We start from the raw sequence: 18,997 nt of genomic DNA on the forward strand, positions 1-18,997 counted from the left end.
CAATCCTGAATTCCGCACTTTATTAATATGTGGCGTAAATCGATTTTAGAGTGGCTAAAACAGCGTCCCTGGTTATTGGTTCCGTGTCTGGCGTTAATTCCGCTGGCTGGCGTTTATTTGAATCAGCAAAGTCATAGTGAACCTGCACCGCTGCCTTCTCCGATCGCATCTCCGTTGCCAAGCCCGATCGCGTTACCCTCACCTCCGCCGAAATTAGCGCAACCCGTTAAGTCTCCCGCTCCAAAAAAGACGTTAACGCCCGTTGATCCGAAGCAATTTACTCCAGAAGAAGCTGCCCTGAATGCGAAAACCAAAGCGGCATTGATGGCTTCGATTGGAACGGTTGATTCATTAATTGAAATGCAAGTTGCGATCGCAATGGGACAACCGAGTTTGGCGATCGCGGCTTCTCAAGGTGCAACGATTCTGGATGGAGAAGGAAAGCCCATCGGTCAACTTTCGTCTGGAAATTCTTATCCGATTCAGGGAATTGGCGATCGCATGAATTTCGGCAACGGACAATTACCAGGAATGGTGATGATTCAGCCCCCGCCGAACGGAATTCTCTATCTTGGAGACAAACCGTACCGAGGTCGATTTTTACTCGCGGCTCAAGGCGGAAGAATTTGGGTCGTGAACTATATTAATTTGCGACACTATTTGCATAGTGTCGTTGCCAGTGAAGTTTCACCTAGCTGGAGTGCAGAAGCGCTAAAAGCTCAAGCCGTTGCGGCGCGATCGTATGCCTTAACTTACTATTTCCGGCGTGCCCAACCGCTTTATCACATGGGGTCTGACGAATATTTTCAAGTCTATAGCGGTATCTCTAGAGAAGCAGATGCCACCAATCGGGCGGTTGATCAGACCGCAGGGGAGTTTGTCAGCTACCGCGGCGGAATTGTCGAGTCGCTGTATGCCGCATCGGATGATATTGTCGCAGAAGCCTTTCGAGGCAAGGGAATGAGCCAACTAGGAGCATTGAGCCTTGCCGAACAAGGATATAACTATCGTCAGATTTTGGCACGCTACTATCCGAAAACGGGAATTGCTCGGATTGAGCAGGATCACGAATGATGCAAAGATGCGATCGCGTTTAACAGCGTTTGCGATCGCAATGGGCATTCCATAATGTAAGTATTGACTGGAATCAGACTGCCTACAGCAGTGAGCGAATTCTCGATCGGGCTACATCCTCCGAGTGCGATGACAAATTTTGGATCGGGCATTTGTTCGTAAAGCCGGATCAAGGTCGGGGCAAAATTGGGCGTGACTAGGCTAGCTGTGATGAGTAAATCAGCGGGATGAGCAGGTGCTTTGTGGGTACTCAGCAATGATGCAACCTTGATGAAGCAGCAAGTCGGCTCACATTCAGGCGAAGACAGTTCAGAGCGATGGATCTGTTGATATAAATTGTTGACGGTTGTTAGGATTGCATTTTCAAACAGAGGCTGTTTGTTCGGGTGCAATTTGTCTGCAATTAAGATTGTGTTTGGCATGGGACTGAGTATCCTGAGTGTGATCGATTGAATGCAGAATCAGTTCATTTTTCGCGGTTGTTGTAGCGTTGTTGCGAAGAGACAGTTTCAGTTTGACATAATCTTCTGAGATGACATCCGGAGTTTTGCAGAGATTCATATTTGACTGCTAGCACACACAAAAAATGGGAGGCACGATCGTGCCTCCCACCTCTTCAGAGTTCAATCTGTTTAGAATTCAATCTGCAAACTATGCGTTGGTCGGTTCAGGTGTCCCTGCGATCGCGCCTGTGGCATCTGCCAAATTCAACTTCACAGTCTTGACTTGATCAACTTTCGGCAAGATCAAGCTCAAAATTCCATCTTTGAACTCAGCTTTGACTTGATCATTCTTCACTTCAACTGGAAGAGGAATGACTCGTTGAAACTTACCATAGCGGAATTCGCTTCTAAAGAATCCACCTTCTTCGGTCTTTGATTCTTGGCGATGCTCACCTGCTAACGAAACCGCATCTTTGGTCACCTGAACATCAAGATCCTTTGCGTCAATGCCAGGGAGTTGGGCGCGGAGAACAAACTCATGACCTGTATCTTTTAATTCGACTGCAGGAGTCCAGTCAGTCGGCTCATGGGTCATCGGAGCCATCGAATCAAGCAATTGGTCAAATTGGCGACGGAATGTATCGATTTCTCGCCAGGGTTGCCAGTAACGAACTAACATCTTGTCACCTCTTGAAAAACGATTAAGAACTTGAATCTTCATGTCCTTATCGTGCCGCATCTTGAGGCAATCGACAGTCGCGTAAACTGTACTCTCTGAGTAGAGCTAACCGACTATGCTCAGACAAGCTAAGCTAAGACAAATTCGACGAGTGAATTGACACCTAGCGCATATTCAATGTCATCAATCTGATCGTGGTCGCGCCATTCATCCAAGACACCGAGTAAACAGCGTACGGCTAAATCCCGCTGAATCAATTCTGTAACGGCTTGCCATGCATCTGGCGCGTTCAGGAAAAATCCAAGCTGGATCATGCCTCCTTCATGCCACCAGACCCCAATCCAACCGGAATCTTGCTCTGTGATTTCGATGTGCTGTCCGAGGTAGGTCATCACTGTTTTACCTTAGTTACAAATCTTGAATGCATCTCAGCATACGATTTGCGATCGCAGTTTGACCTCTACTAAAAAGAAGGGATCGTACAATTCGTCTCCCTATTCAGAGGAAGAGAAGTAGTACAACCCCTAATGTTGAACTTAAAAGAGTTTTACAATCTTAAGAAGCGCTGCGAGTGACTAATCCCCACAAGAAGATTGCAATCATTGCACCCAGAATTGCCACAATTAAGCTCGGTAGGCTAAATACCGAGATGGCGATCTTACCGCCGCCCGTGATCAGCGAGAATAAGCTACCTCCTAGCATTGCGCCTGCAATTCCCAAAATCATGGTGCTGAGAATGCCGCCGCCTTGGCGACCGGGATAAAGCAGCTTCGCGATCGCGCCAGCGACAATTCCAAGTAATGCCCAAGCAATAATGTTCACAGAAGTTTCTCCTAGAGCTTCAATGTCTTAGCTGATAAGAATGTGCGATCGCAGGTATAGAATAGCGACCGACTTTTTCTATCTGTGGAGATACTATATCTTCCTCTTTGCTTTTAACAAAGCAATAAAATTTTTATTTAATAATCTACGACCGTAAGTGTACTAAAGCTATTGTTCAATTTTTTACTTCGAGTTTACAAAACGATTTAATTCATCATTCAGAATTTTCTGATACTCGTACTTTGGCAGGGATAAGATTCTATCTCAGGTCATATGACGTTCACGTAAAGTGAGTTAAAATAGTATCACAGGGCACAAAAAAGATTCGGACATGCGTCGATTTGCATGGTGACAGGTTTGGAAGTGCCTCCTGCAATTACTTCATTGAGGAGGACTCTTATGAAATTCTTTCAACGTCAGAACTCGGAAAAAGACCAACCCCAAGTAGAACACAGTCCGCAACGCGAGCCAGAAGGTCATGTTCATCCGAACTATCGTCATTGGGTTTACTTGCGGAGATCGAGCAAATAGCTTGCGGGAGTACTAAAATTTGCGACTGAAGGGGCTGATTGGATGCAGCCCTTTTTTTTGCATTGACATTTTTGCATAGACAAAGGGAGAGTGAGGCTTCCTAGCAGATCAAGGTCTTGTATGCTTATGCACCGAGGCGATCGCGTAATTCTAAGTGAGTGATTGCAACTTCGGAGGCAGAAGCATCGCTTTCGGCAGACGTGACGAATTCTGCATCCAGATCAAACCAAAACATAGTCCCAACTTGCAGAGTACTGTGAACTTGGAGCTTGGAGCCAAGTAGCTGGAGTAATTGTTGGCTAATGGATAAGCCTAAGCCAGAACCTTGTCCAGATCTGCGCCCTGACTCGGTTTGCATAAATGGTTTAAACAACGACTGCATCTCGTGCGGCGCAATTCCAATCCCAGTATCTTCGACTTCAAAGCGCAATCGCGATGCTTCTATCCATAAGACGCGCAGAGAAATAGCACCTTGTTGAGTAAACTTCAGTGCATTGGTCAGAAGATTCATTAAGACTTGCCGTAACTTGCATTCGTCAGTTTGTACCCACTCTGGAACCTCTTGATCGCAGTGCAGCGTTAGGGTTAAATCGCGCGCGATCGCTTGAGGTTGATAGAGTTCTTCTAAACTGTGCAACATCTGGGGAATCGACACGGCTTGCAACTCGACAGTTTCTGCATTCGCTTCGAGTTTTGCCAACTCTAAAACACCGTTGATCAAATCTAAAAGGTGCTGCACACTTTGAGTAATCATCGTCAATCGCTCTTTCTGTTTCGGTGCAAGCGATTTATCGTAACCCATCAATTCGCTGCTGCTGAGAATAATGGACAGTGGCGTGCGCAACTCATGATTTACATTGGCAAGGAACGTTGTTTTAGCTCGATCAGCAGCTTCGGCTTCTTGTTTTGCCTGCATCAATTCAAGATTCTGTTGCTTTAAAGCTTGGGTGCGCTCTTCGACTTTCTGTTCTAAAGTTTTTGCATAATGTTGCAGCATGTCATGAGATTCAGAGAGCGATCGCCAAACTAAATGCATCCGCATGGTTAACGCGACCAATTTCATTCCCAAAATTGGAGCGACGATCGGCATCCACCAGCCTGCCAAAAATAAAAGATACGTTCCAGCAATGCCGCTTAACGTAACGCCAACGGCTAATATCAGTGCCAATCGCAACGATTTTACTCGCCACCCTAAGACCGCACCGCCCCCAAGCCAAATTAACAACCAAGCGCCCCCGACTCCAGCCGGAACCCCTCGTAAAAGTGGTCTGCCCTCGATCGCAGCGCTAATCAACTGGCTGGAGAAATCTGCATGCACTTCAACGCCTGCTGAAGTCATTTGAGCCGTTTGCGAATAGGGGGTAAAAAAGCGATCGTTAAGACTTTCTGCGATCGACCCAATCACCACGATGCGATCTTGCATCAATCCGGCGGGAACCCGATCTTGTAGCACATCGTTAAAACTAACCGAGGTAAAGCGCTGCCTCAGATTGCGAAAATTCGCCATCAGCTGAAATCCACCCGTGTCCGCGCGAACATACCCCCCAGTTGTCGGCGACAAAGCTTCCAAGCGGGCGCGCCCGAGTTGGATCTGAGATGTTCCGGAGATCGGTTTTGGCGTAATGCCTTCTGCTTTGAGATACTCTAGCGCCAAGCGAGTTCCCAAGGTTTCCAGCGTCCGCGAATCTTTTCCCCATAGCTTATTGACTCTCAGCGAAAGCAGGTTGCGCCGCACTTTGCCATCGTGATCGAGAACAATATCGCTCGCTGCAATTTGATTGCGCTGACGCAGGATAGGCGGGGGATCAACGGAAGGAAAGTTGTTGCCGCTGATCGTCTTCTCAATGCCAATCAGATTGGACATTTGACTGTAAACCTTTTGCAAGGCGGCATGTCCAGGTTCAACAGGCAGATTTCGATACAGATCCATTCCCACGACTCGTGGCTTTTGGCGCTGAATCTTGGTGAGCAACTCAGCCAGGAGTTCATCTGAAATTGGGTATTGTCTGAGTGAATTAAAGTCAGATTCGTCGATCGTGACGATGACCAACCGGGAGTCGACAGGTTCTAAGAGACGTGCCCGAAACCATTGATCGAGCACCATTAACTCCAATTGCTGGAATGCGCCAGCAAGCTGCATTCCGAGAACTGCTGTTGCTGTTGCGATCGTGCTGAGACTAACTCTTACCCACTGCCGCACTGATTTTCACCACTCCTAGCCCCTAAGCTGCTGTTATTGTCAAGTCTTTACAAACTTTAGGGCAGTGTGATGAAGTTGTCTACCGCAACTGAAAATAATTAAGATCGCGATCCGCCACCTGTGGTGGTTCCGGGTGAACCTGAATTTGGAGGCGGTGTGATTTGGGCGTAGGCAGAATAGCTTGAAGCGGAAATAATCTGAATCCCAACCGACAAACCGATAGCGAAAACTGTGTAAGCAAGGCGAGAAGTAGTCATATTTTTGCCCAATGGAATAATCTGATGACACTGTTCTGAGTCTTCGATCGACAGTTCTGTCGTAACGAGGTTGAGCCATGATGTGAACCAGTAGGTCAGTAAATGAGCGGGTGAGTTGCCTCAGTCGCATCAAATGACTTAAGAGAGAAGAGATGGTTCACGCAAATAAAGAATAGAGCGATCGGTGAAACTGTCGATGGATACGGGGTTCGGACGCAATTAAGTTACTATACAAACCCAGGAAGATATCTCAGTATTTTTACGGCGGTTTCCTGCTTCTTCAAACAAGTTTTCCTGAAGAGATGATAGAGGTTTGATGAAGACCGAAGTTGATGTTCCACTTTCAGGCTGAAATGACCGAGTTGCAATTGATACACGCTTTATAAGATTTATGAATCGCCTGAGTAGTTTTGAGGAGATTGCGGCTTTCGGGGCGCATCCGGCAGAATGGAACGATGAACCAAGTTGATTATCTACGAATTAGTTTAGTTGATCGCTGTAATTTCCGGTGCCAATATTGTATGCCGGAAGGAAGTGACTTAGCGTATGTATTGCAGCAAGATCTGTTGACTCAGGCGGAGTTGCTGACATTGCTGCGAGAGGTGTTTATTCCAGTTGGGTTTACACGATTTCGGCTGACGGGGGGAGAGCCTTTGATTCGTCCGGGAGTCGTCGAGATTGTCAGCGCGATCGCACAATTTCCTGAAACCAAAGACTTGTCGATGACGACCAATGCCTTCTTACTAGAGTCGATGGCGCAGGATCTCTATGATGCAGGATTGAGAAGAATCAACATTAGTTTAGATTCACTCGTTCCAGAAATCTTTGATCAAATTATTGGTCATCGAGGTAAGTCTCGTTGGCAGCAGGTTTGGGATGGAATTCAAGCCGCGCATCGGATTGGATTTAGTCCTTTGAAGCTGAATGTTGTGGTGATTCCAGGTGTGAATGATCATGAAGTGCTAGAGTTAGCAGCTCTGAGTCTTGATCGAGAATGGCATGTGCGATTTATTGAGTTCATGCCGATTGGGAATGATCAATTGTTTCAGCAACAGGGTTGGATCGATTCAGAAACCATTCGTCAACAGATTCGAGAACGCTGGGGATTAACAGAAGCGAGTGTGAAAGGAAATGGTCCAGCGGATGTGTTTCGGATTCCAGGGGCGAAGGGGACGTTGGGATTTATTAGTCAAATGTCGGAATGTTTTTGCGATCGCTGTAATCGAATGCGATTATCTGCCGATGGTTGGCTCCGCCCTTGTTTGCTCAATGAGATCGGACAGATTGATTTGCGATCGCAACTGCGATCGGGCGTTTCGACTCAAGCACTGCGCGAGCAGGTCAGTGAACTTTTAGGGCTGAAGCCTGAGATTAACTACAAACAGCGTGATTCGGGCACCACTGGGAAGTATCACCGCACGATGTCGCAGATTGGAGGTTGAGAAGCTGAGAGTGACATGACAAATTTGCAGGAAACCAGAGAGAATTCCCAAGTATTGAATGACAGCGGGAAAATCAAATTTGTCTACGATCACGATCGATGCCGAGATTTTTGAGCGATCGTCTCAGTTGCAAACTGTAGAAATCTTTGCCGAGACTCAAGCGAACGGTAAGATATGACTGACCTTCTTCCAGTCTTGCCCATTATGGATCTCAAACCCTTCATCCGCGAAATTCCAGATTTTCCCAAACCCGGTATTCTGTTCAGAGACATTACAACTTTATTACAAAATCCAGCCGGACTAAGAGCCACGATCGAGCTATTTGAGGAAAAATGTTCTCACCTCAATCCTGACTACATCGTGGGCATGGAATCGCGAGGGTTTATTTTCGGCGCACCCTTGGCTTACCGAATGAATATCGGATTTGTGCCTGTCCGTAAGCCTGGAAAACTGCCCGCTGCGGTGCATTCCGTTGAATACGAATTGGAATATGGGACAGACACCTTAGAGATGCATCAAGACGCGGTACAGCCTGGAAGCCGCATCTTAATTGTGGACGATCTGATTGCCACGGGCGGAACCGCAGGTGCAACGGCAAAACTGGTTCAACAAATTGGGTGTGAATTAGTCGGCTGTGCGTTTTTGATTGAATTAAAAGAATTGCAAGGACGCGATCGCTTGCCGCAAGTTCCGATCGTTACGCTCGTCGAATACTAGCGCTATAATCACGAAACCGATCGCTCTGGTTTTCCACATGACTACTTCAACCCCTAGAAGATTCCAATCTGGTTTCGATCGAATTCTTGAAGCGCTGACCAGTGAAACTTCGATTTATGTGATGAAGCGATTATTGCAAGCATTATTTACACTCTTGCTTGCCGCCGCATTAAGCTTTTTCATCATTCAGCTTGCGCCAGGTGACTACCTCGATACGCTGCGCGAAAACCCGAAAATTTCGCCAGAACGGATTGATCAACTTCGCAAGCAATATGGGTTGGATCGATCTTGGATCGAACAGTTCTTCTTGTGGGTCTGGAACATCATTACAAAAGGTGACTTCGGAACGAGTTTTGTTTACAATCGCTCGGTTGTATCATTGCTCTGGGAACGAGTTCCCCCCACGCTTTTACTAGCAATCACTTCGCTGGTTGTAACGTGGGGCGTGGCGATTCCGTTGGGAATCTTAGCAGCGATTAAACAGCAAAAATGGGTGGATCGAGTTTTACAAGTACTCAGCTATGCAGGACAAGGATTTCCAAGCTTTGTGACTGCTTTGCTGCTGCTCATTTTTGCACAGAATACTTCGCCCCTGTTTCCAGTGGGAGATCTGACCAGCATTGATTTTGCAGATTTGAATTGGTTCGGTAAGATTCTCGATGTTGCCTGGCATTTGATTTTGCCGACTTTGGCTTTAGCGATCGCAGGATTTGCCGGATTGCAGCGAATTATGCGAGGTCAGTTGCTCGATGTGTTGCGCCAAGATTATGTGCAAACGGCGCGCGCAAAGGGACTGTCCGAAAATCGCGTGATTTATGTTCATGCGTTGCGAAATGCAATCAACCCGCTGATTACGCTTTTGGGCTTTGAATTTGCCAGCCTGTTAGGTGGGGCCTTTATCACGGAGAATTTCTTTAATCTCCCAGGCTTGGGGAGATTGATTTTGCAAGCTGTTCAGGCTCAAGATCTGTACTTGATTATGTCGAGCTTGATGATGGGAGCAGTGATGCTCATTGTCGGGAATTTACTAGCTGATTTACTGCTGAAAGCAGTTGATCCACGAATTAGCATTGATGACTTGAATTAGCATGGATTCTAGGCAGATGAGCATCAATCATGATTCGTCTGAACTAAACCTGACTTTAAAGTTCAGGACATCAAGATGAGAGCTAAAAATGTTTTCACAGACTTACTATTTAATTCGATCGAGAATTGACGGCAGCTATCTTGCTGCTTATCCGAAGTTAAAAGAAGACGAAGCGCGATCGCCTGCAAATGGGTATGTCCTACTCTTTCAAGAACAATTCGATGCATTGGGATACCTGAACAAGTATGCAGGTGAAATGAGCGATCGCTTTGTCACCGAATCGATCATTGGCTCGCAAATGACGAGTTTGCTTGATCGCTGGGGCTATAAGGGATTTGGCATCGTCAAAGACCCTTTGATTCCTACCATCGAATTTCTGTCAAAATCTTAGCCTCATCCACCTTGAGATAGGAATCACTGGAAGAAAAACTCACCCTGATGCAGATGGTGATCGATGGGAAAGTTTGAGTAGATAGTTGCAGATTTAACGCGAACTGCCTTTGGCAAGTTTCTAAAAAAACTCTGTACCTATGGAGGGTATCTGTATGAAATCTTTGTTATCTGGACTCCGGTTTTTCTTCACGGTTTGCCTCTGTGCAACGATGATGTTTGTCTCAGTGGTATCGAGCGCTTCGGCTCAAGCTGTTGTCAAAGACAAACCGATGACGAACGAAGCATCCGAAGTCGCAAAAGAATATGAACGGACTGCGAAAGACACGATCGATAAAGGTGGTTTGCAATCACTCGAAGAAGTTCGCGATCGCTCGAAAGGTGGCGCGATCAACGAAGTGCAAGGCACCGCAGGCTTCTATAACATGAAGCGCCCATCGAATACCGACGCTAAATCGATCGAGCAACAGATCGAAGAAGGGTTAGATAACGCTGGAGAAGCACCTGCAAAGCTCAGCAGTGAAGCCAAGAAAGCTGCAAAAGATGCTGAGAAGACCGCTAAGAAAACCGCTAAGCAAGCAGAAAGAGCAGCGAAGAAAGCGATGAACTCAATGAATGACTAAATCCTACAGCTGGCTTAAACGTGGATAAATGCAGACTAAGGAGGTAATTAGGATATTGCCTCTTTTTTTTTGCAATGATTTTTGCAATGATCAAGCTCCATCTTGATAAATGGAGAGTTCATCGACTCGAATCTCAAACTGATCGAGCATCTCTGGAGTAGGGTAGATGCGGATTCGAGCATCTGTAGAAAATTCTGCTAGCTCATTGCCCAGATTGACAACCTGACTGAGTATTGCCCAATTCGTTACACGATTAGGACAAACAATCACTAACGTGACAACATTCGTGGTAGTTGTGATTGCCCAAGCACAGGCATTGAGTAAGGTTTGGAGTTCTGAAGTGCACTGTTGTCGAAAGCGTTGGGTAAGAGATAAGTCAAGCTGACGGCGCAGGTCGCGATCGTCGATTCCAAGCTGTTCTGGGGGAAGATCATCCCAGGGAAGAAAGGGTGTCATTAGCGGGTTATCTCCTCTGATGCAATGAGCGATCGCTCGTAGACGACCTGTTTCAGTCGCCCCGATATTCCAAGGCTCGCGATAACGCCGATCGCTCAGAAATCATCTAAACCTTTGAATTGAAAGTCAGCCCTCCTGCTCAGAAGCTTTGCGCCGTCTCAATCTCTGCGGCTGAAACAGCAGAAGCTTTTTCCAGTTTAGAACATTGGATTTGCAGACTCGCGACAGCTATTAACCCTGTACTCAATCTCTAAACATAGCTCAGCACAACCTTTCTAAAGTCTGCCTGGGAAAGGGGATGAGAATTAGTCACTTCAGCAGCAGGCGATGTTTTAAACTAGACAGACACTCGATCGATAGACTCCTCATGTCAGACTCCCCTACCCCCCAATCCCCTACTCCCCAATCCCCTACCCCACTCCGCTGCCTCCTCGGCGCGATCGTTGCCGCTGTCCTCGCTTATGCGCTCTACAACATGACAAGCTCGATCGCGATTTCTTTCGCTACCAAACCGATCGATACCGACACGACACTTATCGTTCAGCGCATTTCCTCCGCCGTCCGCACCCTCGTTTTGGGCATGAGCGCAATGGGAACCGGAATTTTCGGACTTGCAGCTCTGGGACTATTTGCCCTCGCCATCCAACTGCTGTTCCGCAAACCGGATTCTTCCGCAAACTAAAGCAAAAAAACCGTGACTTCCTGAGCCAACTCCTGCTAAAATCAAAAGCCCGAATCGGCAAGCAGGCATGTCCAAATTCTTTTTTTCTTGAGACTTTCTCGATCGACATCCCGCCAGTCGGCATCGCTTAGGGTTGCATCTGTTTCCCCAGCAAACCTCAACATATCATCCCTCGCAGAACTGCCCGAATTTCGGCACACAGTTTAACCCCAACGGAGACTGAAAATTCAAGTTTTCCACAGATCTTTACGCTACTTTTCCACAGGGTAGCGTAGTTTTCCACAGGAAAAAAGGTGATCCTGTGGAAAAACCGTGTTTACACTGAAAAAACCATCAGAAAATGTATAATAACAGGCTGTAGTGATCAGAATTCAGAAAGTGAAATCGCTGAAACCCCCATTCCATCGTCGTATTCTGCTGAAATGATCCTTTACGATACATTTTCTAGCATTGACAGAAATAAGCATTTGGAAGCACAATAAGACCGTTTCAGAAACCGCTTCAAAAACGGCTGAAACCAGTACATATGCAACGTCCTAGCCGATCTTAATGATGCAAACTCGCATCGTAAGCTCTGGCTGAACTTTTTTGTGTCGATTGAAGTTTTCCACAGCCTGTTGAAAAACCAGGCTCGTTTGTTTACATCTCCAAATCGAGAGCTTTTATGTACCCGATCATCAGCATCTTAACCGACCTTCCCGAAGCCCTTCATACCTCCTTGACCCAATATTTAGAGCAGCATCCAGATTGGGATCAAGATCAAGTTCTAACCGCCGCATTGAGCCTCTTTTTATTGCAGAATGGAGAATGCGATCGACAAATAACCTCGGTTTACCTCGATACGCTTTTCAAACACTCCACTTAATTATTTTCTATGGCATATCAGTGGTTTAAGGCGTTTCACATCGTAGGAATTGTCTGCTGGTTTGCGGGAATGTTTTATCTGCCTCGGCTCTTTGTCTACCATGCTGAAGCAAATGAACAACCCGAACCTGCCCGCAGCATTCTTAAGGCGCAGTATCAGATCATGGAGAAGCGCTTATACAGCATCATTATGACCCCAGCGATGTTACTCACAATCGCCATGGCGATTGGGCTAATTTCAACTGAACCCGATGTGTTGAAAGAGCCTTGGCTGCATGTCAAATTAGCCTGTGTTGCTTTGCTTGTGGGATATCACCATCTCTGTAAGCGCATCATGAAACAATTTGCATCAGACACTTGCAAAATGACAGGTCAGCAGTTTCGCTGGTTTAATGAGTTTCCAACGGTGTTTTTTGTGATTGTTGTGATGCTGGCGGTGTTTAAGAATAACATTCCAACCAGTGCAACGGCTTGGGGCATTTTTGCAATGACGATCGCGATGGCAGCATTCATTCAGTTGTATGCAAGAAAACGTCGCCTCGCTAAGGAACAGGAGGCGCAAGCGATCGCAGAATCTGTTTCGTGATCTCAAGTTGAATTCAAGTTGAATTCCATAAAAAATCGCGATCGTAACTTGTGCGATCGCGATTTTTTAATTCATGCTTTCACTAATTCCGTGCTAACCACTTTTGACCATTCAAGCGCTGCACTGCACCAAAAACCAAAAGGTCGAGCGAAACTTTCCGTTCATCAATCAGAAAAGACTCCATCGTACTCAGGAGATCACCCTCGGCGCACGCAAAGCCTTTCAGACCATTAATGCTTTCATCAAAGAAGTAAATGTTGAACTCGCGCAACTGCTTGTAACTCGGCTGCCACTTGCCAATCACTTGCCAACATTCTGGAGCCTGATCATATCCTTTGATCGGAATTTTGCGCTTCTCGAAATGTAGCTCTAGCGATCGAGTGCCTAATTTCTCTAGCCCTTGCTTGAGCGCCGGCAAATAATCTTGCTGAATGAACTCTCCAAATGGTTTGTCTTCAACACTAGGAGCCTTTTCTTTCTTCGCCTTTGCAGGTTTTAGCGCCTCATCAGATTTCGCAGCTTTCGGTTTTGCTGAGTTAACATTATTCTCAACGGCAGTGGGATCAGGCGCATTCGCAGAAGGAATTTCAGTCGTCGCAGATGTAGATTCGCTATGCAAGTTTTCTTTGACAACCTCCGGGACATTGCCACCGACGGTTGGTGGGAGTTCCTTGTCTTCACCTTGAGGGTTCGTTTCTTCCGTTGCCATAACACCAATTCCGTTTGGGAGTACTCGTCTTTAATAATATCGAACAGCGGCAAGTGAGCGAAAGGATTTAGGTGTCTCGATGAATCGATTTTCTTTGAAGGTTTGGATTGATGGAAGCGGGTATCCGATCCTCTGTTTGCATGGGCATCCCGGCTCAGGTCGCAGTATGAGCGTGTTTACTGAGCATTTCGCGCAACGGTTTTATACAATTTCGCCTGACCTACGTGGCTACGGACAATCCAAGACACGCGAAAACTTCGTCATGCTGGATCATCTGGATGATTTGCAGGGCGTGTTGGATCAGTATGGAATCGATCGCTGTTTAATTCTGGGTTGGTCACTGGGCGGGATCATCGCACTTGAACTTGCTGCACGATTTCCAGATCGAGTCAGCGGACTCATCTTGATTGCAACTTCCGCGCGCCCCTGGGGAGATCATCCCAAAATTAGCTTTCAGGACAATCTATTCACTGCAATTGCTGGAATTCTCAATGCAGTCCGCCCCGGTTGGCAGTGGAACATTGATACGTTTGCAAAGCGATCGCTGTTTCGTTACTTAGTCCGACACCATACACCCGCAACCTATCGCTACATTGCGAGTGATGCAATGTATGCCTTTCTCAAGACTTCGCTGGCTGCAAATCGAGCTTTGAATGCAGCGTTGAGTCCAGGTTACTATCGAGTTCAAAATTTTGAAGACATTAGCTGTCCAGTGCTCATGCTAGCAGGAGAACACGATCGACATATCACCGCGATTTCTAGTGTTGAAACTGCGAAAAATCTACCAAACTGCGAATATAAAGTTTATCCAAACACCGCGCACTTATTGCCTTGGGAGATCCCCGAAACAATCCTCGACGATATCGATCAATGGCTCGATCAACACCCTGAAAGTTGGAGGTGATCGTAGAACTTCATTCATCCACACCCCTAGTAGTTTTCTAGGCGAGGGCGATTCGGCGGTCTTCTCAAACTCTCAGATGCAGGGATCATGCCTGATAAAACGGTGTAGAGACGGCTCACCGAACCGCCTCTACAGGAATGGTTTAATACTGGCTACTAAACACGCCGGAGACTTTAAACCCCACATCCACCTTCTCGTCGTAAATCGTCAGATTCGACGGCTTACAACGCTTTACATCAATGCGGATATTCGTTGCGCCCTCTTTCTCCAAATCTTCTACATAGCCGCCTTGATGGGTTGCTGCTGTCTTCTGGTTTGGAAAAGGACCAAAATAATACACACAGCGGGGATTATCGGTTGTCACCTCAACCCACCAGGCAAAACCGACCGCACTAAGAAAACTTGTCCAAAGTTCATTCATAAGCCTGTTTATTTACCCAAAGAACTACCTGCAAACAGGAGCAATCATCCGTTCAAACTGCAAACTTTGAGAAGCATCATGCCTAGATTGTGCATCCGATCGACGGTTCAGTGCTGTGCTTGATGTTTCAAAACTGGAGTTCAAACTTCTTTATACTCCGTTACACTTAACTTTTCAATCCAAAAGTTGGCTTAAGTCCATCAATGTGGATGGTGCTTTCCCAGCGTTGGCGGAACACTTCATAAAGTGCCATTCCTGCTGCTACAGAAGCATTTAAGCTGGGCGTTGTGCCTTGTAGTGGAACTGAGACCAGTACATCACACCCGCGCTGCACCACTAATCCTAAACCTTCCCCTTCTGCACCGATTACCACCACAGCAGCTTTCGCAAATTTTACCGTATGAATCGGCTGACTGGATTCAGAAGCTGTGCCATAAATCCAAAATCCTGCGGATTTTAAATCTTCCAAAGCACGCGCAAGATTGACGACACGGGCAACTGGGAGTTTTTCGATCGCACCTGCTGCAACCTTCATCACAGTTGAGGTTACGCCAACAGCACGCCGTTGCGGGATCACGATCCCCTGTGCTCCTAAAGCTTCGGCTGTCCGAATGATTGCACCTAAGTTATGGGGATCAGTAATCCCATCAGCAACGACAATCACAGGCTGATCGGTTGCTGCTTTAGCTCGCACAATTAAATTGTCTAGCTCGGTGTACTCATAAGCTGCAACTTGGGCTGCGATCCCCTGATGATTGGCACCATGCGTAATTTGATCCAATCGTTTCGGGGTTACTTCATCAATGACAGTTCCGTTGGCTTTTGCTTGGTTTAGTAAAGACAAATAGCGGGGATCGTAATGCAGCTTTTCAGTTACCCAAATTCGGTTTAAAGTGCGCTCTCCCTGTAGAGCAGTTAAGACAGGATGGCGACCATAGAGCAGATCGGGTTCTTCATTGCTTTCAAAAGGTTCATCATGTGAAACGAAATGCGAAGGAATATCATCGCGCGCTTGTTCAGCTAAGAAGCGATCGCGCTTCTCAAATCGTGAGTCTGATCCAGGTGCAGACCGATCAAATTTCCGCCCCCCGAACTCACCTCTTGGGCGATCAAAGCTCCGTTCTTGTCGCTCACCCGTGGGACGGTCAAAGTTGCGCTCTTTCCGTTGTTCGCCCTTAAATCCGTCTCTTGGACGGTCAAAGTTGCGCTCACGGCTTTCGTAGCCGCCACGTCGTTCTCTTCTTTCGCCGTTGAACTCACGATTCGGACGATCGAAGTTGCGCTCTCTTCTCTCACCATTAAATTCACGGTTGGGACGATCGAAGCTGCGTTTTTCGCCGTTGAACTCGCCTTTGGGACGATCGAAGTTGCGCTCTCTTCTCTCGCCATTGAATTCACGGTTGGGGCGATCGAAGCTGCGTTTTTCGCCATTGAACTCGCCTTTGGGACGGTCAAAGTTGCGCTCTCTTCTCTCGCCATTAAATTCTGAACGATCCCGCCCACGTGCGCCGGAGCCATCGCGTTTTTCAAAGCGTCGTTCACCTGAATCATTGCGATTCGGACGATCGAAGCTGCGCTCTTTGCGCTCATATCGGCGCTCACCGGAACCCTCATTGCGATCCCGTGCAGAGTTATCGCGTTTTTCAAAGCGTTGCTCACCCGAATCGTAAGAGCGGCGCTCAGGGCGAGAATCGCGATCGAAACTGCCCTCACTGTCGCGACGTTTAGGAGCACCAACCCGCTTGCCCTTAAACTTCGGTTTGCCTCCACCAGCATCGCGATTTGCTCGACCCTTGGAATTGGAGTTGCGTCTATCGGAAGTAGCCATAATGATTTAATCCTGTTGAAGAGAAGGCGAAGAGATACGAATTTGAGACGAGCAGTAACCTTCGCCTCAAGCTTAGTATTGATTCTGTTTACTGAAGGTCGAGAAATCCTAGTAACTCAGACAAACGATCGGGGTTAGTGAGATAGAGATAGCCAATCAGTGCTTCCAAACTGGTGGCAAGCTGATAAATTTCCGGCTCAAGTCGTTTCGGGCGGTTTAAAGCGGCATTGCGACCTCGTTTGACAAACTCATGTTCAGCTTCGCTTAAGTGGGGCATGAGCGATCGTAAATGCGCGGCTTGGGACTCCGCCTTTACATGCGACACAACTTGCCGATGATAATCTTCAGAACGCTTCGGTGGCAAGAGAAACTGCCTCCGAATATACAGTTCGTAAACTGCATCTCCCAAATAGGCAAATGCAGCCGGAGAAAGACGCTGGATCTCAGACGAGGAAGGAGCAGACAACCCTGGAGACAATTCCAAAAAACCTAACTCATTTGAGATCACATCTGTTCTAGCTCCACGTGAGAAATCAAGCTTACTGATCCTAGCAGACCATGAAAAAACCGACTATTCGAGCGCAGACGAATAGCGGTCTAACTTCGAGAGGCTCAGCAAATAGAATTCGCTAGACTCCTGAAAATGTATCGACTTAAGAGGCAGATTGAATATTTTCAATCGCCGTTTCCACAGACGGTTGTAAAGCAAGAAATTGCTCTAGGCGAACTAGCTTCACGGTCTGTGTAACCCGTGCATTCGTGACAATCTGCAAGGTTCCAGAGGCTTGTTGCGCTTTTTTAGCGACCTGCACCAAAGCGCCCAAACCCGAACTATCCACAAAGTCGATTTTGGATAAATCTAAAACAACGTGCTTAGGACCATCCTCAATACACTTCGTCAGCACCTTCCGGAAGGTCGGTTCAGAAAAGGCATCAAGTTGCCCTACGAGGCGAAAGAGTTGATATGTATTGTCCCTAACTTCGCGTGTGCCTCGAAGACTGACTGTTAGGGTTAGTTGCTCAGGAATAGCCCCCTCCTACCATAATTGAAAAATCAAATATATAATTCGACGCTCCAGTATACCCTCTTACTGCAGACTTGACTACTGTTTGTTTTCGCGCATCGATTGCACGAAGTTCTCGAACAGATAATCGGCATCATGTGGACCTGGACTTGCCTCTGGATGGTACTGCACCGAAAACATTGGTAACGTCTTGTGGCGCAGTCCTGCAACTGTTTTGTCGTTCAAATTCAAATGTGTAATTTCGACAGTCGCGTCAGAGAGAGAATTCGCATCAATGGCGAATCCATGATTTTGACTGGTAATTTCAATTTGCTGACTCAAGCCACAGGGTTGATTTAATCCCCGATGTCCGAATTTGAGCTTGAAGGTTTCCGCTCCCAGAGACAATCCTAAAATTTGGTGTCCCATGCAAATCCCAAATAGAGGTTTTTGAGCTTCCAGTAATGCTTTGGTTGTCGCAATTCCTTCAGTGACGGCGGCGGGATCGCCAGGTCCATTGGAAAGGAAAATGCCGTCAGGATTGTATTTGAGGATTTCTTCGGGTGGGGTGTCAACGGGCACAACGATGACTCGGCAGCCGTAGCTTGCTAAGCGCCGCAGAATATTGCGCTTGACTCCGAAATCGATCGCGACGACGGTCAGGGGTTCTTCTTGGGTTTGAGCCGTGCTGCTAAATTCCCAAATCGTCTCTGTTTTTTCTGACCACTCGTAAACTTTGTCGGTGGAAACTTCTTTGACGAGATTTAATCCAGCCATACTGGGAGCGTTCTGAACTTGTTCTAACAGTTCGCCGGGATCGAGAATTTCAGTTGAGATTGCGCCATTCATCGCCCCTGCTGATCGCAGTTTGCGGGTTAGGGCACGCGTGTCAATCCCATAAATTCCCAGGAGTCGATGCTGTTTGAGATAATCGCTGAGCGTCGCGGTCGATCGCCAATTGCTCGGACGCTCACAAATATTTCTCGCAATCACACCCCGCACATGTGGGACATCTGACTCTTCGTCTTCTGGGTTGACTCCAGTATTTCCCAGTTCTGGATAAGTAAACGTGACGATTTGACCGCGATAGCTGGGATCGGTCATGACTTCCTGATAACCCGTCATTCCAGTATTAAAAACGACTTCTCCGATCGTGGTTCCGGTTGCGCCGAACGAGAATCCGCGATACGTCGTTCCATCGGCAAGCACAAGTAAAGCAGGCTGAACAGCAGAAGACATAAACAGGAGCAACTTCTAAAAAATCCTATCCATTATTTC

The 18,997-nt window shown here is 47.0% G+C and carries 25 protein-coding genes; 11 read left to right on the forward strand and 14 right to left on the reverse strand.

All coding sequences use genetic code 11. The features are described from left to right. The first annotated feature begins 27 nt into the window (after positions 1-27). Positions 28-1,074: a SpoIID/LytB domain-containing protein gene (locus LEPBO_RS0121800; RefSeq protein WP_017289700.1), complete on the forward strand. Its 1,047-nt coding sequence runs from the start codon at positions 28-30 to the stop codon at positions 1,072-1,074. Here LEPBO_RS0121800 and LEPBO_RS37875 read toward each other — a convergent pair. The 4 genes from LEPBO_RS37875 to LEPBO_RS0121820 form a co-directional block, all read right to left on the reverse strand. Beyond that, positions 1,065-1,496: an NADH-quinone oxidoreductase subunit B family protein gene (locus LEPBO_RS37875; protein ID WP_017289701.1), complete on the reverse strand. Its 432-nt coding sequence runs from the start codon at positions 1,494-1,496 to the stop codon at positions 1,065-1,067. The two genes, LEPBO_RS0121800 and LEPBO_RS37875, sit on opposite strands and share 10 nt — an antisense overlap. Before the next feature lie 229 nt (positions 1,497-1,725). After that, a complete protein-coding gene (locus LEPBO_RS0121810; protein ID WP_026148819.1) occupies positions 1,726-2,196 on the reverse strand; it encodes an Hsp20/alpha crystallin family protein in 471 nt (156 codons plus the stop codon). A gap of 128 nt (positions 2,197-2,324) precedes the next feature. Continuing rightward, positions 2,325-2,588, reverse strand: a complete 264-nt coding sequence (locus LEPBO_RS0121815; RefSeq protein ID WP_017289703.1) for a hypothetical protein — start codon at positions 2,586-2,588, stop codon at positions 2,325-2,327. Between the two features lie 163 nt (positions 2,589-2,751). Further along, a complete protein-coding gene (locus tag LEPBO_RS0121820) occupies positions 2,752-3,018 on the reverse strand; it encodes a GlsB/YeaQ/YmgE family stress response membrane protein (RefSeq protein ID WP_017289704.1) in 267 nt (88 codons plus the stop codon). Between the two features lie 399 nt (positions 3,019-3,417). On the opposite strand from LEPBO_RS0121820, the gene LEPBO_RS44480 reads away from it, so the two are divergent. Continuing rightward, a complete protein-coding gene (locus tag LEPBO_RS44480) occupies positions 3,418-3,549 on the forward strand; it encodes a hypothetical protein (protein WP_017289705.1) in 132 nt (43 codons plus the stop codon). 124 nt (positions 3,550-3,673) lie between these two features. Here LEPBO_RS44480 and LEPBO_RS37880 read toward each other — a convergent pair whose 3' ends face one another. Continuing rightward, a complete protein-coding gene (locus LEPBO_RS37880) occupies positions 3,674-5,749 on the reverse strand; it encodes a CHASE2 domain-containing protein (RefSeq protein WP_017289706.1) in 2,076 nt (691 codons plus the stop codon). Positions 5,750-5,847: 98 nt separating this feature from the next. After that, entirely contained in the window at positions 5,848-6,006 is a 159-nt protein-coding gene (locus tag LEPBO_RS42995; protein ID WP_154660837.1) for a hypothetical protein, read from the reverse strand. A gap of 455 nt (positions 6,007-6,461) precedes the next feature. On the opposite strand from LEPBO_RS42995, the gene moaA reads away from it, so the two are divergent. The 5 genes from moaA (at position 6,462) to LEPBO_RS0121860 (ending at position 10,265) form a co-directional block, all read left to right on the forward strand. Next, on the forward strand, positions 6,462-7,448 hold the full coding sequence (moaA, locus tag LEPBO_RS0121835; protein WP_017289707.1) for a GTP 3',8-cyclase MoaA: 987 nt from the start codon (positions 6,462-6,464) through the stop codon (positions 7,446-7,448). Positions 7,449-7,622: 174 nt separating this feature from the next. Further along, positions 7,623-8,165 (forward strand): adenine phosphoribosyltransferase, encoded by a 543-nt coding sequence (locus LEPBO_RS0121845; protein WP_017289709.1) that lies wholly within the window; start codon positions 7,623-7,625, stop codon positions 8,163-8,165. A 37-nt stretch (positions 8,166-8,202) separates the two neighbouring features. After that, the gene (locus tag LEPBO_RS0121850; RefSeq protein ID WP_017289710.1) at positions 8,203-9,252 is read left to right on the forward strand and encodes an ABC transporter permease; all 1,050 of its coding nucleotides are present in this window, start codon (positions 8,203-8,205) and stop codon (positions 9,250-9,252) included. 88 nt (positions 9,253-9,340) lie between these two features. Further along, positions 9,341-9,643: a hypothetical protein gene (locus LEPBO_RS0121855; RefSeq protein WP_017289711.1), complete on the forward strand. Its 303-nt coding sequence runs from the start codon at positions 9,341-9,343 to the stop codon at positions 9,641-9,643. 154 nt (positions 9,644-9,797) lie between these two features. Further along, a complete protein-coding gene (locus LEPBO_RS0121860) occupies positions 9,798-10,265 on the forward strand; it encodes a hypothetical protein (protein WP_017289712.1) in 468 nt (155 codons plus the stop codon). Positions 10,266-10,355: 90 nt separating this feature from the next. On the opposite strand, the gene LEPBO_RS0121865 is transcribed toward LEPBO_RS0121860, so the two are convergent. Then, the gene (locus LEPBO_RS0121865) at positions 10,356-10,721 is read right to left on the reverse strand and encodes a hypothetical protein (RefSeq protein ID WP_017289713.1); all 366 of its coding nucleotides are present in this window, start codon (positions 10,719-10,721) and stop codon (positions 10,356-10,358) included. Between the two features lie 367 nt (positions 10,722-11,088). On the opposite strand from LEPBO_RS0121865, the gene LEPBO_RS0121870 reads away from it, so the two are divergent. Then, positions 11,089-11,403, forward strand: coding sequence for a DUF3082 domain-containing protein (locus tag LEPBO_RS0121870; RefSeq protein WP_026148821.1), 315 nt, complete (start codon positions 11,089-11,091; stop codon positions 11,401-11,403). A gap of 41 nt (positions 11,404-11,444) precedes the next feature. On the opposite strand, the gene LEPBO_RS44485 is transcribed toward LEPBO_RS0121870, so the two are convergent. Continuing rightward, positions 11,445-11,567 carry a hypothetical protein gene (locus LEPBO_RS44485; protein WP_263970832.1) on the reverse strand — a complete coding sequence of 41 codons (123 nt, stop codon included), beginning with the start codon at positions 11,565-11,567 and terminating at the stop codon, positions 11,445-11,447. 500 nt (positions 11,568-12,067) lie between these two features. On the opposite strand from LEPBO_RS44485, the gene LEPBO_RS0121875 reads away from it, so the two are divergent. Both LEPBO_RS0121875 and hemJ read left to right on the forward strand, forming a co-directional pair. Continuing rightward, positions 12,068-12,268: a DUF2811 domain-containing protein gene (locus LEPBO_RS0121875; protein WP_017289715.1), complete on the forward strand. Its 201-nt coding sequence runs from the start codon at positions 12,068-12,070 to the stop codon at positions 12,266-12,268. 9 nt (positions 12,269-12,277) lie between these two features. Then, positions 12,278-12,853, forward strand: coding sequence for a protoporphyrinogen oxidase HemJ (hemJ, locus tag LEPBO_RS0121880; protein ID WP_017289716.1), 576 nt, complete (start codon positions 12,278-12,280; stop codon positions 12,851-12,853). Positions 12,854-12,935: 82 nt separating this feature from the next. Here the strand turns inward: hemJ and LEPBO_RS0121885 are convergent, their stop codons facing one another. After that, the gene (locus tag LEPBO_RS0121885; protein WP_017289717.1) at positions 12,936-13,562 is read right to left on the reverse strand and encodes a DUF2996 domain-containing protein; all 627 of its coding nucleotides are present in this window, start codon (positions 13,560-13,562) and stop codon (positions 12,936-12,938) included. Positions 13,563-13,641: 79 nt separating this feature from the next. Between LEPBO_RS0121885 and LEPBO_RS0121890 the strand changes: the two genes are divergently transcribed. Continuing rightward, positions 13,642-14,466 (forward strand): alpha/beta fold hydrolase, encoded by an 825-nt coding sequence (locus tag LEPBO_RS0121890; RefSeq protein WP_017289718.1) that lies wholly within the window; start codon positions 13,642-13,644, stop codon positions 14,464-14,466. A 142-nt stretch (positions 14,467-14,608) separates the two neighbouring features. On the opposite strand, the gene LEPBO_RS0121895 is transcribed toward LEPBO_RS0121890, so the two are convergent. The 5 genes from LEPBO_RS0121895 to carA form a co-directional block, all read right to left on the reverse strand. After that, entirely contained in the window at positions 14,609-14,887 is a 279-nt protein-coding gene (locus LEPBO_RS0121895; RefSeq protein ID WP_017289719.1) for a DUF1816 domain-containing protein, read from the reverse strand. 166 nt (positions 14,888-15,053) lie between these two features. Then, the gene (rlmB, locus tag LEPBO_RS45085) at positions 15,054-16,715 is read right to left on the reverse strand and encodes a 23S rRNA (guanosine(2251)-2'-O)-methyltransferase RlmB (RefSeq protein ID WP_017289720.1); all 1,662 of its coding nucleotides are present in this window, start codon (positions 16,713-16,715) and stop codon (positions 15,054-15,056) included. An 88-nt stretch (positions 16,716-16,803) separates the two neighbouring features. Further along, positions 16,804-17,199, reverse strand: coding sequence for a Mini-ribonuclease 3 (locus tag LEPBO_RS0121905; protein ID WP_197693247.1), 396 nt, complete (start codon positions 17,197-17,199; stop codon positions 16,804-16,806). A 169-nt stretch (positions 17,200-17,368) separates the two neighbouring features. Continuing rightward, positions 17,369-17,743 (reverse strand): STAS domain-containing protein, encoded by a 375-nt coding sequence (locus LEPBO_RS0121910; RefSeq protein WP_026148823.1) that lies wholly within the window; start codon positions 17,741-17,743, stop codon positions 17,369-17,371. A gap of 75 nt (positions 17,744-17,818) precedes the next feature. After that, positions 17,819-18,958, reverse strand: coding sequence for a glutamine-hydrolyzing carbamoyl-phosphate synthase small subunit (carA, locus tag LEPBO_RS0121915; protein ID WP_017289723.1), 1,140 nt, complete (start codon positions 18,956-18,958; stop codon positions 17,819-17,821). Positions 18,959-18,997: the final 39 nt, after the last annotated feature.

It is taken from the genome of Leptolyngbya boryana PCC 6306, assembly GCF_000353285.1.
GTDB lineage: Bacteria > Cyanobacteriota > Cyanobacteriia > Leptolyngbyales > Leptolyngbyaceae > Leptolyngbya > Leptolyngbya boryana.

Coding starts and splice junctions, on each gene's coding strand:
- LEPBO_RS0121800 (WP_017289700.1), top strand. CDS start 28: ATGTGGCGTAAATCGATTTTAGAGTGGCTAAAACAGCGTCCCTGGTTA.
- LEPBO_RS37875 (WP_017289701.1), bottom strand. CDS start 1,496: ATGCCAAACACAATCTTAATTGCAGACAAATTGCACCCGAACAAACAG.
- LEPBO_RS0121810 (WP_026148819.1), bottom strand. CDS start 2,196: ATGTTAGTTCGTTACTGGCAACCCTGGCGAGAAATCGATACATTCCGT.
- LEPBO_RS0121815 (WP_017289703.1), bottom strand. CDS start 2,588: ATGACCTACCTCGGACAGCACATCGAAATCACAGAGCAAGATTCCGGT.
- LEPBO_RS44480 (WP_017289705.1), top strand. CDS start 3,418: ATGAAATTCTTTCAACGTCAGAACTCGGAAAAAGACCAACCCCAAGTA.
- LEPBO_RS42995 (WP_154660837.1), bottom strand. CDS start 6,006: ATGACTACTTCTCGCCTTGCTTACACAGTTTTCGCTATCGGTTTGTCG.
- moaA (WP_017289707.1), top strand. CDS start 6,462: ATGAACCAAGTTGATTATCTACGAATTAGTTTAGTTGATCGCTGTAAT.
- LEPBO_RS0121845 (WP_017289709.1), top strand. CDS start 7,623: ATGACTGACCTTCTTCCAGTCTTGCCCATTATGGATCTCAAACCCTTC.
- LEPBO_RS0121850 (WP_017289710.1), top strand. CDS start 8,203: ATGACTACTTCAACCCCTAGAAGATTCCAATCTGGTTTCGATCGAATT.
- LEPBO_RS0121855 (WP_017289711.1), top strand. CDS start 9,341: ATGTTTTCACAGACTTACTATTTAATTCGATCGAGAATTGACGGCAGC.
- LEPBO_RS0121860 (WP_017289712.1), top strand. CDS start 9,798: ATGAAATCTTTGTTATCTGGACTCCGGTTTTTCTTCACGGTTTGCCTC.
- LEPBO_RS0121865 (WP_017289713.1), bottom strand. CDS start 10,721: ATGACACCCTTTCTTCCCTGGGATGATCTTCCCCCAGAACAGCTTGGA.
- LEPBO_RS0121870 (WP_026148821.1), top strand. CDS start 11,089: ATGTCAGACTCCCCTACCCCCCAATCCCCTACTCCCCAATCCCCTACC.
- LEPBO_RS44485 (WP_263970832.1), bottom strand. CDS start 11,567: ATGTTGAGGTTTGCTGGGGAAACAGATGCAACCCTAAGCGATGCCGAC.
- LEPBO_RS0121875 (WP_017289715.1), top strand. CDS start 12,068: ATGTACCCGATCATCAGCATCTTAACCGACCTTCCCGAAGCCCTTCAT.
- hemJ (WP_017289716.1), top strand. CDS start 12,278: ATGGCATATCAGTGGTTTAAGGCGTTTCACATCGTAGGAATTGTCTGC.
- LEPBO_RS0121885 (WP_017289717.1), bottom strand. CDS start 13,562: ATGGCAACGGAAGAAACGAACCCTCAAGGTGAAGACAAGGAACTCCCA.
- LEPBO_RS0121890 (WP_017289718.1), top strand. CDS start 13,642: ATGAATCGATTTTCTTTGAAGGTTTGGATTGATGGAAGCGGGTATCCG.
- LEPBO_RS0121895 (WP_017289719.1), bottom strand. CDS start 14,887: ATGAATGAACTTTGGACAAGTTTTCTTAGTGCGGTCGGTTTTGCCTGG.
- rlmB (WP_017289720.1), bottom strand. CDS start 16,715: ATGGCTACTTCCGATAGACGCAACTCCAATTCCAAGGGTCGAGCAAAT.
- carA (WP_017289723.1), bottom strand. CDS start 18,958: ATGTCTTCTGCTGTTCAGCCTGCTTTACTTGTGCTTGCCGATGGAACG.